Origin of the sequence: Caballeronia sp. J97, assembly GCF_905220305.1 — a bacterium.
Taxonomy (GTDB): Bacteria; Pseudomonadota; Gammaproteobacteria; order Burkholderiales; family Burkholderiaceae; genus Caballeronia.
In genome coordinates, this window is record NZ_CAJMZL010000012.1 from 80,080 (window position 1) to 93,287 (window position 13,208).

Here is a 13,208-nt window from a genome sequence, read left to right on the forward strand (position 1 = left end):
GCTCGTAAAATGTCGTGATGAACCGATTGCCGGAACATTCCATTGATATCACGACCGCGTCCAGCGACGCCGCCGCTGAATCCGTTTCAGAATCTCGCGTCTTCGATCTCGATGAAAACGCGCTGGCAGAACTCGCGCAGCGCATCAAGGTGTGGGGGCGCGAGTTGGGGTTCGGTGCGGTCGGCATCAGCGATATCGACCTGACGGATGCCGAGAAGGGCCTGACTGACTGGCTCGAAGCAGGCTATCACGGCGAAATGGATTATATGGCCAAACATGGGATGAAACGCGCAAGACCGGCCGAGCTTGTGGCCGGAACGCGACGCGTCATCACCGCGCGCATGGCCTATCTGCCGGCGAAAACGCTCGCGAGAACGGGCGATGAAAGTGTCGCGACAGCCGATGGTCAGAAGAACGACTGGCGCGCGATCGAATGGTCGAGACTCGCGAAACCATCGCAGGCCGTGGTCTCCATTTACGCGCGCGGCCGCGATTATCACAAGGTCATGCGCAACCGCCTGCAGCAACTGGCGGAGCGCATCGAGAAGGAGATCGGACCGTTCGGGCATCGCGCGTTCACGGATTCCGCGCCCGTGCTGGAAGTCGCGCTCGCGCAGAAGGCGGGCAACGGCTGGCGCGGCAAGCATACGTTGTTGCTCGATCGCGATGCCGGCTCACTCTTCTTTCTCGGCGAAATTTTCGTCGATGTTCCTTTGCCCGTCGATCCGCATCCCGAACGGGAAGGCGCGCATTGCGGGCAGTGCACGCGCTGCATCGGCGCATGTCCGACGGGCGCGATCGTCGCGCCGTATCGCGTCGACGCGCGGCGCTGCATCTCGTACCTGACGATCGAACTGCACGGCAGCATTCCCGAAGCGATGCGCCCGCTGATCGGCAATCGCGTCTACGGTTGCGACGATTGCCAGCTCGTCTGTCCGTGGAACAAGTTCGCGCAGGCCGCGCCGGTTGCCGATTTCGATGTGCGGCATGGACTCGATCGCGCGACGCTCGTCGAATTGTTCGGCTGCAGCGCGGAAGATTTCGACACGCGCATGCAGGGCAGCGCGATCCGGCGCATCGGGCATGAACGCTGGCTGCGCAATATCGCGGTGGCGATGGGCAATGCGTTGCGCGCGTCCGGGCTCGATGCGAGCGAGCGCAAGACTATCGTCGACGCGTTGCGAGCGCGTGCCGACGACCCGTCCGAACTCGTTCGCGAGCACGTTCGCTGGGCGCTGGAGCAATCATGAAGAACACCCCATACGATGCCGTGATCGACGCGCCGTTCGGCAAGGTCGGCATTCGCGTCGATGCGCAATCGGTGTGCGAGATCGTCTATCTGCCGGACGATGTCGACGGCATCGCGCCTGAGAAGCCGCTCGCGAAGGACGCCGTCGCGCAGATCCGCGCGTATCTCCAGAACCCCGCGATGCGCTTCGACCTGCCGCTCGCGATGCGCGGCACGACGTTTCAGCAACGTGTGTGGCGGGGCATCGCCGGCATCGCGGCGGGCCACGTCTGGACCTATGGCCAGCTCGCACGCGAGATCGGCAGCGTGCCGCGCGCGGTCGGCCAGGCGTGCGGCTCCAATCCGCTGCCGATCGTGATACCGTGCCACCGGGTCGTGGCTTCGGGCGGGATCGGCGGTTTCGCGCATCATCCCGGCGAAGGTTTTTATCGCAACGTGAAGCGCTGGCTGCTGGCGCATGAAGGTGTATCGATCGCATGACGAGCGCAACGACTGAAGACATACAAACGCCGCAACTGAGCGCGAGCCACGACGCGATCGATCTCTTTTGCGACGCGCTCTGGCTCGAACACGGTCTTGCCAAGAATTCGCTCGAAGCGTACCGGCGCGATCTCAAGCTCTTCGCGGAATGGCTCGGCAAGACGCGCGGCGCATCGATCGACGCGGCAGTCGAAGCGGACATGAACGGCTACATGGCCGCGCGCCGCGGCGACAAGGCGACCTCCGCGAACCGGCGTCTCTCGGTGTTTCGCCGCTACTACGCGTGGGCGTTGCGCGAGCATCGCGTTTCGTCCGATCCGACGCTGAAGCTACGCTCGGCCAAGCAGCCGCCGCGCTTTCCTTCGACGCTCAACGAGTCGCAAGTCGAAGCGCTGCTCGGCGCACCCGACATCGAGACGCCGCTCGGCTTGCGCGATCGCACGATGCTCGAGTTGATGTACGCGAGCGGTCTGCGCGTGACCGAGCTCGTCACGCTGAAGACGGTCGAGCTCGGCCTGAACGAAGGCGTCGTGCGCGTGATGGGCAAGGGCTCGAAAGAACGCCTGATCCCGTTCGGCGAGACGGCGCACGACTGGCTCGAACGCTATCTGCGCGAAGCGCGTCCGGCGCTGCTCGGCGCGCGCGCCGCCGATGCGCTCTTCGTCACGTCGCGCGGCGAAGGCATGACGCGCCAGCAGTTCTGGAACATCATCAAGCGTCATGCGCTGAAGGGCGGCGTGCACGCGCCGCTCTCGCCGCACACGCTGCGCCACGCTTTCGCGACGCATCTGCTCAATCACGGCGCGGACTTGCGCGTCGTGCAATTGCTGCTCGGCCACTCGGACATTTCGACGACGCAGATCTATACGCACGTCGCGCGCGAGCGTCTGCAGAAGCTGCATCGCGAGCATCATCCGCGCGGCTGAATCGCTTCGCTAGATCTCCGCGCCGCGCATCAGCCCGCGCGCGATGATGACCTGCTGAATCTGCGACGTGCCTTCGTACAGCCTGAAAAGCCGCACGTCGCGATAGAAGCGCTCGATGCCGTATTCCGCGATATAACCCGCGCCGCCGTGCACCTGCACCGCGCGATCGGCGACGCGCCCGCACATCTCGGTGGCGAAGTACTTCGCGCATGACGCTTCGATCGACACGTCGCGCCCTTCGTCGCGGCGGCGCGCGGCGTCGAGCACCATGCATTCGGCGGCGTAGAGCTCGGCCTTGCTGTCGGCGAGCATCCCCTGTACGAGCTGAAATTCGACGATCGGCTGGCCGAACTGGCGGCGCTCCATCGCGTAGGCGAGGGCGTCGCGCAGCATCCGCTTCGCCGCGCCGACGGCGATCGCCGCGATATGAATGCGGCCCTTGTCGAGCGTTTTCATCGCCGTCTTGAAGCCGACGCCTTCCACGCCGCCTATCAGCTGGCTCGCCGGCACGCGGCAGTTTTCAAAGATCACGTCGCTCGTGTGCGCGCCGCGCTGGCCCATCTTGCGATCCGGCTTGCCGATGGAAAGGCCCGGCGTGTCACGCCCGACAATGAACGCAGAGATTGCGCTCGCCCCTTTCGCATCGCTCGTGCGCGCCATGACCGTGTAGATGCCGGCTTCGGGAGCGTTGGTGATGAAGCGCTTGGTGCCGTCGAGCACGTAGACGTCGCCGTCCTTCCGGGCGCGCGTCTTGAGCGAAGCGGCGTCGGAGCCCGCGTCGGGCTCCGTGAGACAGAATGAGCCGATCAGTTCGCCCGAAGCGAGTTTCGGCAGATAGTGCGCCTTTTGCGCGTCGGTGCCGTCGAGCAGGATGCCGATCGAGCCGATGCCGTTGTTGGTGCCGATCACCGAGCGAAACGCCGGCGAAGTCTGACCGAGCTCGAACGCGATGCGCACTTCCTCTTCCATCGTGAGGCCGAGGCCGCCGTAGGCTTCCGGAATGGTCAGGCCGAACATGCCGATCTCGCGCATCGCGTCGATGAGGTCGGCGGGAATGGTGTCGGTTTCGTCGACTTCGCCCTCGCGGGGGACGAGCTTTTCGCGCACGAAGCGGCGAATCGTGTCTTCGAGCAGCGTTTGCGTTTCGGCGTCGCGGATCATCGTGCATCTCCTGTACGTTCGCGAACGATCGTGCCACGGTATTCCGTGCCCGCACAATCGGCCGAATGGCCGATGGTGAGCGCCCCGGCGCGCCGCTACAATGCGTGGCATGTCGAAAGCCAAACACGTGTCCGAAACGCCCGCGACGCAATTCCTGCGCCGCCACAAGGTCGAGTTCGGCGAGCATCCCTACGATTATGTCGAGCATGGCGGCACGGAGGAATCCGCGCGGCAGCTCGGCGTGGACGAGCATATCGTCGTCAAGACGCTGGTGATGGAAGACGAGCACGCGAAGCCCCTCATCGTCCTCATGCACGGCGATCGCACCGTGTCCACGAAGAACCTTGCACGGCAGACGGGCGCGAAGCGCATCGAGCCGTGCAAGCCGGAAGTGGCGAACCGGCATTCGGGGTTCCTCGTCGGCGGCACGTCGCCGTTCGGCACGAAGAAGGCCATGCCGGTGTATGTCGAATCGAGCATTCTCGGGCTCGAGCGGATCTATCTGAACGGCGGGCGTCGCGGGTATCTCGTGAGCATCGATCCGAACGTGCTGACCGAGTTGCTGAACGCGAAACCCGTGCAGTGCGCGAGCGTCGATTAGAATGCGTTCCGCTCTCGCCAAAACTGAAAAGACACCATGATTTTTCTGATCGTCGCCGTCGTGTCCTACCTGATCGGCTCGATTTCGTTCGCCGTCGTCGTGAGTCACGCGATGGGACTGGCCGATCCCCGCTCGTACGGCTCGGGCAACCCCGGCGCGACCAACGTGCTGCGCACCGGCAACAAGAAGGCCGCGATCCTCACGCTGATCGGCGACGCGTTCAAGGGCTGGCTGCCGGTCTGGGTCGTCGTGCATTTCGGCGCGAGCTTCGGCTGGGATCAGGCGGGCATCAACACCGCGACCGCGCTCGCGGCCATCGCGGTGTTCCTCGGGCATCTGTACCCGGTGTTTTTCAGGTTCCAGGGCGGCAAGGGTGTTGCGACGGCGGCGGGCGTGCTGCTCGCGATCCATCCGGCGCTCGGTATCGCGACGCTGCTCACCTGGCTGATCATCGCGTTCTTCTTCCGGTATTCGTCGCTGGCGGCGCTCGTCGCGGCCGTGTTCGCACCGTTCTTTCAAGTCTTTCTGTTCGGGCCGAGCCGCATCTCGCTCGCCGTGCTGGCGATGAGTCTGCTGCTCATCTGGCGGCATCGCGCGAACATTTCGAAGCTGCTGGCGGGGAAGGAAAGCCGCATCGGCGAAAAGAAGAAAGTGGCGGAAGCAGCGGATTAAACTAAAAAAGCCGTTCCGGCGCACCGGAACGGCTTTTTACTTCTGACGCGCCGACGAATCAGTCGCGGAAGTTATTGAAGTCGAGCGGCGTATCCGTGACTTCCTTCTTCAGGAGCGCGATAGCGCCCTGCAGGTCGTCGCGCTTTGCGCCTTGCACGCGCACCGCGTCGCCCTGAATGCTCGCCTGCACCTTGATCTTGCTGTCCTTCACGATCTTGACGATCTTTTTCGCCAGATCGCCCGACACGCCCTTCTTCACCGTCACGACCTGCTTCAGCTTGTCGCCGCCGATCTTCTCCTGCTTGCCGTAGTCGAGAAAACGCACGTCGACACCGCGTTTGGCCAACTTGTTCAGCAGCACGTCCTTCACTTGGCCGAGCTTGAAGTCGTCGTCGGCGTAGAGCGTGAGCTCGCGTTCTTTCTGTTCGACGCGTGAATCCGAACCCTTGAAGTCGAAGCGCGTCGAGATTTCCTTGTTCGACTGCTCGATCGCGTTCTTCACTTCGATCATGTTTGCTTCGCTGACGACGTCAAACGATGGCATCTGTCTTTCTCCTTCATTGAGGCGAGCGCGCCGAACAGACGCGGCTCGCGCAATCGCTATAATCACGGACCTGTCGTCATTCTACCGACGCGTTTCGTTCATGTCGCTCCAGCTTCTCTCCGATTTCTCGCTGCTCGCTCACAACACGTTCGGCTTCGACGCGCGCGCGCGTCATGCGATGCGCATCGAATCCGTCGACGCGGCCATCGCGCTCGCCACCGATGCGCGCATCGCGAACATGCCGCAACTCGTGCTCGGCGGCGGCAGCAATATCGTGCTGACGCGCGATTTCGACGGCGTCGCGCTGGTCGTCGGCATTCCCGGCAAACGCGTGATCGCCGAAGACGACGATGCTTGGCTCGTCGAGGCCGGCGCGGGCGAGAACTGGCACGATTTCGTCGCCTGGACGCTCGCACAAGGCATGCCGGGGCTCGAAAACCTCGCGCTGATTCCCGGCACGGTCGGCGCGGCGCCGATTCAGAACATCGGCGCGTACGGGCTCGAAATGGGCGAACGTTTCGAGCGGCTCTGCGCGGTCGAGCTCGCGACGGGCCAACGCGCTGAATTCGATCGGGCCGACTGTGAGTTCGGCTATCGCGACAGCTTTTTCAAACGGGCAGGGCGTGGGCGCTTCATGATCACGTCGGTGGTGTTCCGGCTGCCGAAAGCGTGGACGCCGCGCGCCGATTACGCCGATGTCGCCCGCGCGCTCGATGGCGCCGCGAGACCGGATGCGCAGGCCATCTTCGATGCGGTCGTCGCCGTGCGCCGAGCCAAGCTGCCCGACTGGACCGTGCTCGGCAACGCGGGCAGCTTCTTCAAGAATCCCGTCGTGAGTGCGCAGGCGTTCGAGGTATTGCAGCAGCGCGAACCCGGCGTGGTCTCCTACCGCCAGGCGGACGGGCAGGTGAAGCTCGCGGCGGGCTGGCTGATTGATCAATGCGGATGGAAAGGGCGCGGCATCGGCGGCGCGGCGGTGCACGATCGTCAGGCGCTCGTGCTCGTCAATCGCGGCGGCGCGACAGGCGCGCAAGTGCTCGAACTCGCCGAAGCTATCAAGCGCGATGTGCTCACGCGTTTCGACGTAGAACTGGAAATGGAGCCTGTGGTGCTCTGAACCTTCCGCGCAGAAAAAACCCGCCGAACGAAAGTTCGGCGGGTTTTTTTACGTCCAGAAACGCGAGAATTACGCCCCGCGCTTGCGGCGCGCGTTTTCCGCGATGCGCATGCGCAGCGCGTTCAGCTTGATGAAGCCGCCGGCGTCGGCCTGGTTGTAGGCGCCGCCGTCGTCGTCGAAGGTCGCGATGGTCTTGTCGAACAGCGTTTCCTTCGAATCGCGCGCGACGACCGACACGCCGCCCTTGTACAGCTTGACACGCACCCAGCCGTTGACCTTCTCCTGCGTGTGGTCGATCAGCACCTGCAGCGCGCGGCGCTCCGGGCTCCACCAGTAGCCGTTGTAGATCAGCGACGCGTAGCGCGGCATCAGATCGTCTTTCAGGTGCGCCACTTCGCGATCCAGCGTGATCGACTCGATGCCGCGGTGCGCCTTCAGCATGATCGTGCCGCCCGGCGTTTCATAGCAGCCGCGCGACTTCATGCCGACGTAACGGTTCTCGACCAGATCCAGACGGCCTATGCCGTGCTTGCCGCCCAGGCGGTTCAGCTCGGTCAGCATGTCGGCCGGCGACAGGCGCTTGCCGTTCAGCGCGACCGGGTCGCCCTTCTCGAATTCGATATCGACATATTCCGGCTGATCCGGCGCCTCTTCCGGCGACACGGTCCAGCGCCACATGTCTGCTTCGGCCTCGGCCTTCGGATCCTCCAGATGGCGGCCTTCGAACGAGATATGCAGCAGGTTCGCGTCCATCGAGTAGGGCGCGCCGCCTTGCTTGTGCTTCATTTCGATCGGAATGCCGGCCTTCTCGGCGTACGCGAGCAGCTTTTCGCGCGAGAGCAGATCCCATTCGCGCCACGGCGCGATCACCTTGATGCCGGGTTCGAGCGAGTAATAGCCGAGCTCGAAGCGGACCTGGTCGTTGCCCTTGCCGGTCGCGCCGTGCGAGACGGCTTGCGCGCCGGTCGCGCGCGCGATTTCGATCTGGCGCTTCGCGATCAGCGGACGCGCGATCGACGTGCCGAGCAGATACTCGCCTTCGTAGATGGTGTTCGCGCGGAACATCGGGAACACGAAATCGCGGACGAACTCTTCACGCAGATCTTCGATGAAAATGTTTTCCTGCTTGATGCCGAGCTGGAGCGCCTTCTTGCGCGCGGGTTCCAGTTCCTCGCCCTGGCCGATGTCGGCCGTGAAGGTCACGACTTCGGCGTCGTAGTTGTCCTGCAACCATTTCAGGATGACGGAGGTGTCGAGACCGCCCGAATAGGCGAGCACGACTTTCTTGATATCGCTCATGGTGAACTCGTGTGCGGAAAAGCCGGTGCGGCGGTTGTGCGCCGCTTCGCGTCCGCCGGGCGCGCGACGGGCATGAAGTGCGCGGAAAAACCACTATTTTGACATCAAAAGGCCGCGCTTCCGTAAATTCGGGACGCACGGCGGGGCGACAGCGCGGATTCGCTCAGTGATTGAGCTTGCCGAGCAGGAGATACTCCATCAGCGCCTTCTGGACGTGCAGACGGTTCTCCGCTTCGTCCCAGACTACGCTCTGCGGTCCGTCGATCACTTCCGCGCTCACTTCCTCGCCGCGGTGCGCGGGCAGGCAGTGCATGAAGAGCGCATCGGGATGGGCGCGCGCCATCATCTCGGCGTCGACGCAATAATCGGCGAATGCTTTCATGCGCGCTTCGTTTTCGGCCTCGTAGCCCATGCTGGTCCAGACGTCGGTCGTGACGAGATCGGCGCCCGCGCAGGCTTCGTTCGGATCGTCGAACTCTTCGAAGAACGGCTTGCTCTCCTCGGAGACGAGCGCGGGATCGAGCTTGTAGCCGAGCGGCGTCGACAGGCGCAACTTGAAGCCGAGAATCTGCGCCGCTTCGATCCACGTGTAGAGCATGTTGTTCGCGTCGCCGACCCACGCGACGGTCTTGCCGTGAATCGGCCCGCGATGCTCGTAGAACGTAAAGATGTCGGCGAGCACCTGACACGGGTGGTACTCGTTGGTCAGCCCGTTGATGACCGGCACGCGCGAGCTTTCGGCGAAACGCCGGATGATGTCCTGGCCGAACGTGCGGATCATGATGATGTCGACCATGCGCGAGATGACCTGCGCCGAATCCTCGATCGGCTCGCCGCGGCCGAGCTGCGTGTCGCGCGTGTTCATGAACACCGCGTGGCCGCCGAGCTGAAAGATGCCTGCTTCGAACGAAAGACGCGTGCGCGTGGAGCTTTTCTCGAAGATCATCGCGAGCGTGCGGTCGTGCAGCGGATGATAAGTCTCGTAGTTCTTGAACTTGCGCTTCAGAATGCGCGCGCGTTCGAGCACGTACTCGTAGTCGTCGAGCGAAAAATCCTTGAACTGAAGATAGTGGCGAATTTTCTTGGCGGTCATGAAACGCAAGCGGCGGCTTCGAACCGGCCGCTGCGCTTCGCATCAAGGCCGGACGGCGCCGCCGTCGGGAGTGGTATCGCTTTTGAGCATAAAGTATTTTGCGATGTTTGACGAGGCTGGCCAAAAGCACGCAGACTCGAGCGAACGCCCGGACGGCGGCCCCGGAGTGTCCCTGATGGACGGGACGATGTCTGTGTGCGCTGCGGAAAAGAGCCCGCTACTGTATAATTGCGGTCGCTCGTTTCAACAGTTCTGCAACATTCAGCACCGTTTCACGCGCATCTGTGGCGAAGGATTCGCAAGAATCCGGTCGGCGTGACTTTGTGCATTCCGATTTCGCGGTGGATTGCCCAGTGCTGTCGAGTCCGCCATTCCTGTCGCGGTCGCGGACGGTTCCGACAGAATCGACCCGCGCAAGACCGCCCGGCGCCGTCGCTGCGCCTGCCCTTGCGGTTCCCTGCGTCAGGCATGTGCGTTCCGGTGCGCGTCACCGGCCGTCAAAAGGTATTGCTACATGGCTGAATCACCCTCTACCGAATACTTCATACAAGGCATCACCAAGAGCGGAAGGAAGTTTCGGCCGAGCGATTGGTCCGAGCGCCTGTGCGGCGTGATGTCGGGTTTCGGACCGAAGGCAAAGGGGCCGAACGCCCGTCTCCAGTACTCCATCTACGTTCGTCCGACGATGATCGGCGACATCAAGGTCGTGATCGTCGATTCGCGTCTGCGCGACATCGAGCCGATGGCCTTCGACTTCGTCCTGAATTTTGCCAAGGACAACGATCTCCTCGTGACCGAAGCGTGCGAACTGCCGCCGCATCACGGCACGCAGACCCAGCAGCATCAACCTTGACGCTCTGTGTCGGGAAGTACGGACGCAAAAAAGCCCGCCGAAGCGGGCTTTTTTGTTACTGCGCAGCGGAAACAGGAAGCTGCTTCGACGAACGCCTCGATCGCGAAACTCGCGAAACCGGATGGCGCCCGCCCGAAGCGAGCCGGAATTACTGGGCAGCGGGGGCTTGCAGGCCCTTGATGGCTGCAGCCAGGCGGCTCTTGTGACGAGCAGCCTTGTTCTTGTGGACGATCTTCTTGTCCGCGATGATGTCGAGCGTCTTGACCGACGACTTGAACACTTCGGCGGCCTTGTCCTTGTCGCCGGCTTCGATAGCCTTGCGGACTGCCTTGATGGCCGTGCGGAACTTCGAGCGCAGCGCCGAGTTGTGCGAGTTGGCTTTGGCGGCCTGACGGGCGCGCTTGCGAGCTTGTGCGGAATTTGCCATGACGGTTCCTTGTCCTGTTTCTCTGCTGTTACTTGTCCGGAGCGCGTGGCCGGCGAAGGCCTTGAAAAGCCCTGACGCGGGCCGATCGAGCGCGCTGCCTTTGATCGGAAATCCCGGGAACGATTGCCCGAGAACCTCTAAAACATCGCCGGCCGGGGCCGGAAAAGACGCGAAGCTGCTAATCCAAACGGTTTTGGAGCGTCGAAACCCGCGATTATAGCAAGCGAATATGAGATGTGACAAGCGCGGCGTGGGTCGCGTCGACGCGGGGCGGTTCGATGCCATCGGTCAAACATGCGGTGTTGCCCGCCAGCAATAGGCGGAGTCTGGTGGGCACGCCGCACGCGGCCCGTATAATAAGCGCCCCATGAATCTATTCCGAGCCCTGCTGACGGTCAGCGGCTTCACGTTGCTGTCGCGCGTGACCGGCCTGATCCGCGAAACACTGATTGCCCGAGCTTTCGGCGCCAGTATTTATACCGACGCGTTCTACGTCGCTTTCCGAATTCCCAACCTGCTGCGGCGTCTGTCCGCGGAAGGCGCGTTCGCGCAGGCGTTCGTGCCGATTCTCGCCGAGTTCAAGAACAGCAAGGGCCACGATCCGACCAAGGCGCTCGTCGACGCGATGTCGACGGTGCTCACGTGGTTCCTCGTCGTGCTGTCGATCGCCGGCATGGCGGGCGCGAGCTGGGTCGTCTTCGCGGTGGCGTCGGGGCTGCGGCACGAGGGCATCGGTTACGCGCTCGCGGTCGAGATGACGCGCATCATGTTCCCGTACATCGTCCTCATTTCGATGACGACGCTCGCCTCGGGCGTGCTCAACACGTACAAGCAGTTCTCGCTGCCCGCGTTCGCCCCCGTGCTCTTGAACGTGTCGTTCATTTTCGCGGCGGTGTTCGTGGCGCCGCATCTGAAAGTGCCGGTCTATGCGCTCGCGTACGCGGTCATCGTCGGCGGCATTCTGCAATTGCTCGTGCAATTGCCCGGCCTGAAGAAGATCGACATGACGCCGCGCGTCGGGTTGAACTTCCGCCGCGCGCTCGCGCATCCGGGCGTCAAGCGCGTGTTGCTGAAGATGGTTCCAGCGATGTTCGCCGTATCGGTCGGGCAGTTGAGCCTCATCATCAACACGAATATCGCGTCGAACATCGGGGCGGGCGCGGTGTCGTGGATCAACTACGCTGACCGGCTGATGGAATTCCCGACTGCGCTGCTCGGCGCGGCGCTCGGCACGATTCTCCTGCCGAGTCTCTCGAAAGCGCACGTCGACGCCAACCACGACGAATACTCCGCGCTGCTCGACTGGGGGCTTCGCATCACGTTCCTGCTGGCCGCGCCGAGCGCGGTCGCGCTCTTCTTTTTCGCCGAGCCGCTCACCGCGACGCTCTTTCACTACGGCAAGTTCGACAGCCATTCGGTCGTGATGGTCGGACGCGCGCTGGCGGCGTACGGGATCGGGCTGATCGGCCTCATCCTCATCAAGATTCTCGCGCCGGGCTTCTACGCGAAGCAGGACATCAAGACGCCGGTGAAGATCGCGATCTTCGTGCTGATCATGACGCAGGTGAGCAATTACATCTTCGTGCCGATCTTTTCGCACGCGGGTCTCACGCTCTCGATCGGCCTCGGCGCGCTCGCCAACGCGCTCCTGCTGTTCGCGGGGCTGCGCCGCCGGCGGATCTACCAGCCGTCGCCGGGCTGGCTGCGCTTTTTCGTGCAACTGATCGGCGCGTGCCTGATTCTTGCGGGCACGATGCACTGGGTGGCGATCAACTTCGACTGGATCGGCATGCGCGCGACGCCGCTCATGCGCATCGCGCTTCTCGGTGCGAGCCTCGTCGTGTTTGCCGCGCTATATTTCGGTATTCTGTCCGCAATGGGCTTCAAGTACGCCTATTTCAAGAGACGCACGCTTTGATGACGACAACGCGTATCCTCGACTACTTCTCTTCGCTGATGGCGGACGACGACAGCCTTCCGCTCACGGAAGCGGCCTTGTCGCTCGCGCAGGACGCGTATCCCGATCTCGACATGCAGGCCGCTCTCGCGGAGATCGATGAACTCGTCGTGCGCGCGCGTCGCCGCATGCCCGACGGCGCCGACGTGAAGCAGAAGACCGATGCGCTCAATCGTTATTTCTTTCGCGAGCTGGGGTTCTCCAGCAACCTCAACGATTACTACGATCCGGACAACAGCCATCTGAACGTCGTGCTGCGACGCCGGCGCGGCATTCCGATCTCGCTCGCGGTGATCTATCTGGAGATGGCCGAGCAACTCGGGTTGCCGGTGCGCGGCGTGTCGTTTCCCGGGCATTTTCTGTTGCGCGTCGCGACACCGGGCCAGGATCTGATGCTTGATCCGACGACCGGTCAAACGCTCTCCGAAGCGCAGATGGTCGAGATGCTCGAGCCGTATGTGCAGCGCGTGGGCGAATCGATCGGGAGCGCATTGCGCGTGCTGTTGCAGCCCGCGACGCGGCGCGAGATCGTCGCGCGCATGCTGCGCAATCTGAAGGGCATCTATTTGCAGACGGAGCGCTGGCAGCGTCTGCTCGCGGTTCAGCAGCGGCTCGTGATTGCCTTGCCGAACAGTATCGAGGAGGTGCGCGATCGCGGTTTCGCATACGCGCGGCTCGATTACCTGCGGCCGGCGCTGGAGGATCTGCAGCGTTACATCGAAATTCGTCCGGATGCCGAGGATGCAACCGTCGTCGAAACCGAATTGCACGAGTTACGGCAGCGCACGCAGCACAACGGCGACTGAATGCACGCGGCGGACTTCGAAAG

At 63.1% G+C, this 13,208-nt stretch carries 14 protein-coding genes; 9 read left to right on the forward strand and 5 right to left on the reverse strand.

From position 1 onward, the window contains the following. Positions 1 to 17 precede the first annotated feature (17 nt). From queG to xerD, 3 genes are read left to right on the forward strand one after another with little or no spacing between them, the layout of a single operon-like run. Positions 18 to 1,250, forward strand: a complete 1,233-nt coding sequence (gene queG, locus U4Y90_RS17315) for a tRNA epoxyqueuosine(34) reductase QueG (RefSeq protein WP_321796443.1) — start codon at positions 18 to 20, stop codon at positions 1,248 to 1,250. Beyond that, positions 1,247 to 1,729 carry a methylated-DNA--[protein]-cysteine S-methyltransferase gene (locus U4Y90_RS17320; protein WP_321796273.1) on the forward strand — a complete coding sequence of 161 codons (483 nt, stop codon included), beginning with the start codon at positions 1,247 to 1,249 and terminating at the stop codon, positions 1,727 to 1,729. The genes queG and U4Y90_RS17320 overlap by 4 nt, the downstream gene beginning before the upstream one ends. Then, positions 1,726 to 2,655 carry a site-specific tyrosine recombinase XerD gene (xerD, locus tag U4Y90_RS17325; protein WP_321796274.1) on the forward strand — a complete coding sequence of 310 codons (930 nt, stop codon included), beginning with the start codon at positions 1,726 to 1,728 and terminating at the stop codon, positions 2,653 to 2,655. The genes U4Y90_RS17320 and xerD overlap by 4 nt, the downstream gene beginning before the upstream one ends. Before the next feature lie 9 nt (positions 2,656 to 2,664). Here the strand turns inward: xerD and U4Y90_RS17330 are convergent, their stop codons facing one another. After that, on the reverse strand, positions 2,665 to 3,816 hold the full coding sequence (locus tag U4Y90_RS17330; protein ID WP_321796275.1) for an acyl-CoA dehydrogenase family protein: 1,152 nt from the start codon (positions 3,814 to 3,816) through the stop codon (positions 2,665 to 2,667). Between the two features lie 109 nt (positions 3,817 to 3,925). Here U4Y90_RS17330 and ybaK point away from each other — a divergent pair, with 109 nt between their 5' ends. Together ybaK and plsY are read left to right on the forward strand one after the other, a co-directional pair. Beyond that, positions 3,926 to 4,417, forward strand: coding sequence for a Cys-tRNA(Pro) deacylase (ybaK, locus tag U4Y90_RS17335; protein WP_321796277.1), 492 nt, complete (start codon positions 3,926 to 3,928; stop codon positions 4,415 to 4,417). A 36-nt stretch (positions 4,418 to 4,453) separates the two neighbouring features. Continuing rightward, the gene (gene plsY / locus U4Y90_RS17340; RefSeq protein ID WP_321796278.1) at positions 4,454 to 5,089 is read left to right on the forward strand and encodes a glycerol-3-phosphate 1-O-acyltransferase PlsY; all 636 of its coding nucleotides are present in this window, start codon (positions 4,454 to 4,456) and stop codon (positions 5,087 to 5,089) included. A 58-nt stretch (positions 5,090 to 5,147) separates the two neighbouring features. Here plsY and U4Y90_RS17345 read toward each other — a convergent pair whose 3' ends face one another. After that, positions 5,148 to 5,633 (reverse strand): YajQ family cyclic di-GMP-binding protein, encoded by a 486-nt coding sequence (locus tag U4Y90_RS17345; protein ID WP_106855383.1) that lies wholly within the window; start codon positions 5,631 to 5,633, stop codon positions 5,148 to 5,150. Between the two features lie 100 nt (positions 5,634 to 5,733). On the opposite strand from U4Y90_RS17345, the gene murB reads away from it, so the two are divergent. Then, positions 5,734 to 6,750, forward strand: a complete 1,017-nt coding sequence (gene murB / locus U4Y90_RS17350; protein WP_321796282.1) for a UDP-N-acetylmuramate dehydrogenase — start codon at positions 5,734 to 5,736, stop codon at positions 6,748 to 6,750. Between the two features lie 69 nt (positions 6,751 to 6,819). Here the strand turns inward: murB and U4Y90_RS17355 are convergent, their stop codons facing one another. After that, a complete protein-coding gene (locus tag U4Y90_RS17355; protein ID WP_321796284.1) occupies positions 6,820 to 8,049 on the reverse strand; it encodes an argininosuccinate synthase in 1,230 nt (409 codons plus the stop codon). A 163-nt stretch (positions 8,050 to 8,212) separates the two neighbouring features. Continuing rightward, entirely contained in the window at positions 8,213 to 9,142 is a 930-nt protein-coding gene (argF, locus tag U4Y90_RS17360) for an ornithine carbamoyltransferase (RefSeq protein ID WP_321796286.1), read from the reverse strand. Positions 9,143 to 9,656: 514 nt separating this feature from the next. On the opposite strand from argF, the gene U4Y90_RS17365 reads away from it, so the two are divergent. Beyond that, entirely contained in the window at positions 9,657 to 9,995 is a 339-nt protein-coding gene (locus tag U4Y90_RS17365) for a DUF3579 domain-containing protein (RefSeq protein ID WP_321796288.1), read from the forward strand. A gap of 148 nt (positions 9,996 to 10,143) precedes the next feature. Here U4Y90_RS17365 and rpsT read toward each other — a convergent pair whose 3' ends face one another. After that, complete coding sequence (gene rpsT / locus U4Y90_RS17370; RefSeq protein WP_321796289.1) at positions 10,144 to 10,422, reverse strand: 30S ribosomal protein S20; 279 nt, start codon at positions 10,420 to 10,422, stop codon at positions 10,144 to 10,146. Between the two features lie 367 nt (positions 10,423 to 10,789). Here rpsT and murJ point away from each other — a divergent pair, with 367 nt between their 5' ends. Then, positions 10,790 to 12,340 (forward strand): murein biosynthesis integral membrane protein MurJ, encoded by a 1,551-nt coding sequence (gene murJ, locus U4Y90_RS17375; protein ID WP_321796291.1) that lies wholly within the window; start codon positions 10,790 to 10,792, stop codon positions 12,338 to 12,340. Beyond that, positions 12,340 to 13,185: a SirB1 family protein gene (locus tag U4Y90_RS17380; protein WP_321796293.1), complete on the forward strand. Its 846-nt coding sequence runs from the start codon at positions 12,340 to 12,342 to the stop codon at positions 13,183 to 13,185. Before murJ ends, U4Y90_RS17380 begins: the two co-directional genes overlap by 1 nt. Positions 13,186 to 13,208 lie beyond the last annotated feature (23 nt).

What these genes read in the sequence shown, in the direction of transcription:
- queG (WP_321796443.1), top strand. Translation starts at nt 18, where the DNA reads ATGAACCGATTGCCGGAACATTCCATTGATATCACGACCGCGTCCAGC.
- U4Y90_RS17320 (WP_321796273.1), top strand. Translation starts at nt 1,247, where the DNA reads ATGAAGAACACCCCATACGATGCCGTGATCGACGCGCCGTTCGGCAAG.
- xerD (WP_321796274.1), top strand. Translation starts at nt 1,726, where the DNA reads ATGACGAGCGCAACGACTGAAGACATACAAACGCCGCAACTGAGCGCG.
- U4Y90_RS17330 (WP_321796275.1), bottom strand. Translation starts at nt 3,816, where the DNA reads ATGATCCGCGACGCCGAAACGCAAACGCTGCTCGAAGACACGATTCGC.
- ybaK (WP_321796277.1), top strand. Translation starts at nt 3,926, where the DNA reads ATGTCGAAAGCCAAACACGTGTCCGAAACGCCCGCGACGCAATTCCTG.
- plsY (WP_321796278.1), top strand. Translation starts at nt 4,454, where the DNA reads ATGATTTTTCTGATCGTCGCCGTCGTGTCCTACCTGATCGGCTCGATT.
- U4Y90_RS17345 (WP_106855383.1), bottom strand. Translation starts at nt 5,633, where the DNA reads ATGCCATCGTTTGACGTCGTCAGCGAAGCAAACATGATCGAAGTGAAG.
- murB (WP_321796282.1), top strand. Translation starts at nt 5,734, where the DNA reads ATGTCGCTCCAGCTTCTCTCCGATTTCTCGCTGCTCGCTCACAACACG.
- U4Y90_RS17355 (WP_321796284.1), bottom strand. Translation starts at nt 8,049, where the DNA reads ATGAGCGATATCAAGAAAGTCGTGCTCGCCTATTCGGGCGGTCTCGAC.
- argF (WP_321796286.1), bottom strand. Translation starts at nt 9,142, where the DNA reads ATGACCGCCAAGAAAATTCGCCACTATCTTCAGTTCAAGGATTTTTCG.
- U4Y90_RS17365 (WP_321796288.1), top strand. Translation starts at nt 9,657, where the DNA reads ATGGCTGAATCACCCTCTACCGAATACTTCATACAAGGCATCACCAAG.
- rpsT (WP_321796289.1), bottom strand. Translation starts at nt 10,422, where the DNA reads ATGGCAAATTCCGCACAAGCTCGCAAGCGCGCCCGTCAGGCCGCCAAA.
- murJ (WP_321796291.1), top strand. Translation starts at nt 10,790, where the DNA reads ATGAATCTATTCCGAGCCCTGCTGACGGTCAGCGGCTTCACGTTGCTG.
- U4Y90_RS17380 (WP_321796293.1), top strand. Translation starts at nt 12,340, where the DNA reads ATGACGACAACGCGTATCCTCGACTACTTCTCTTCGCTGATGGCGGAC.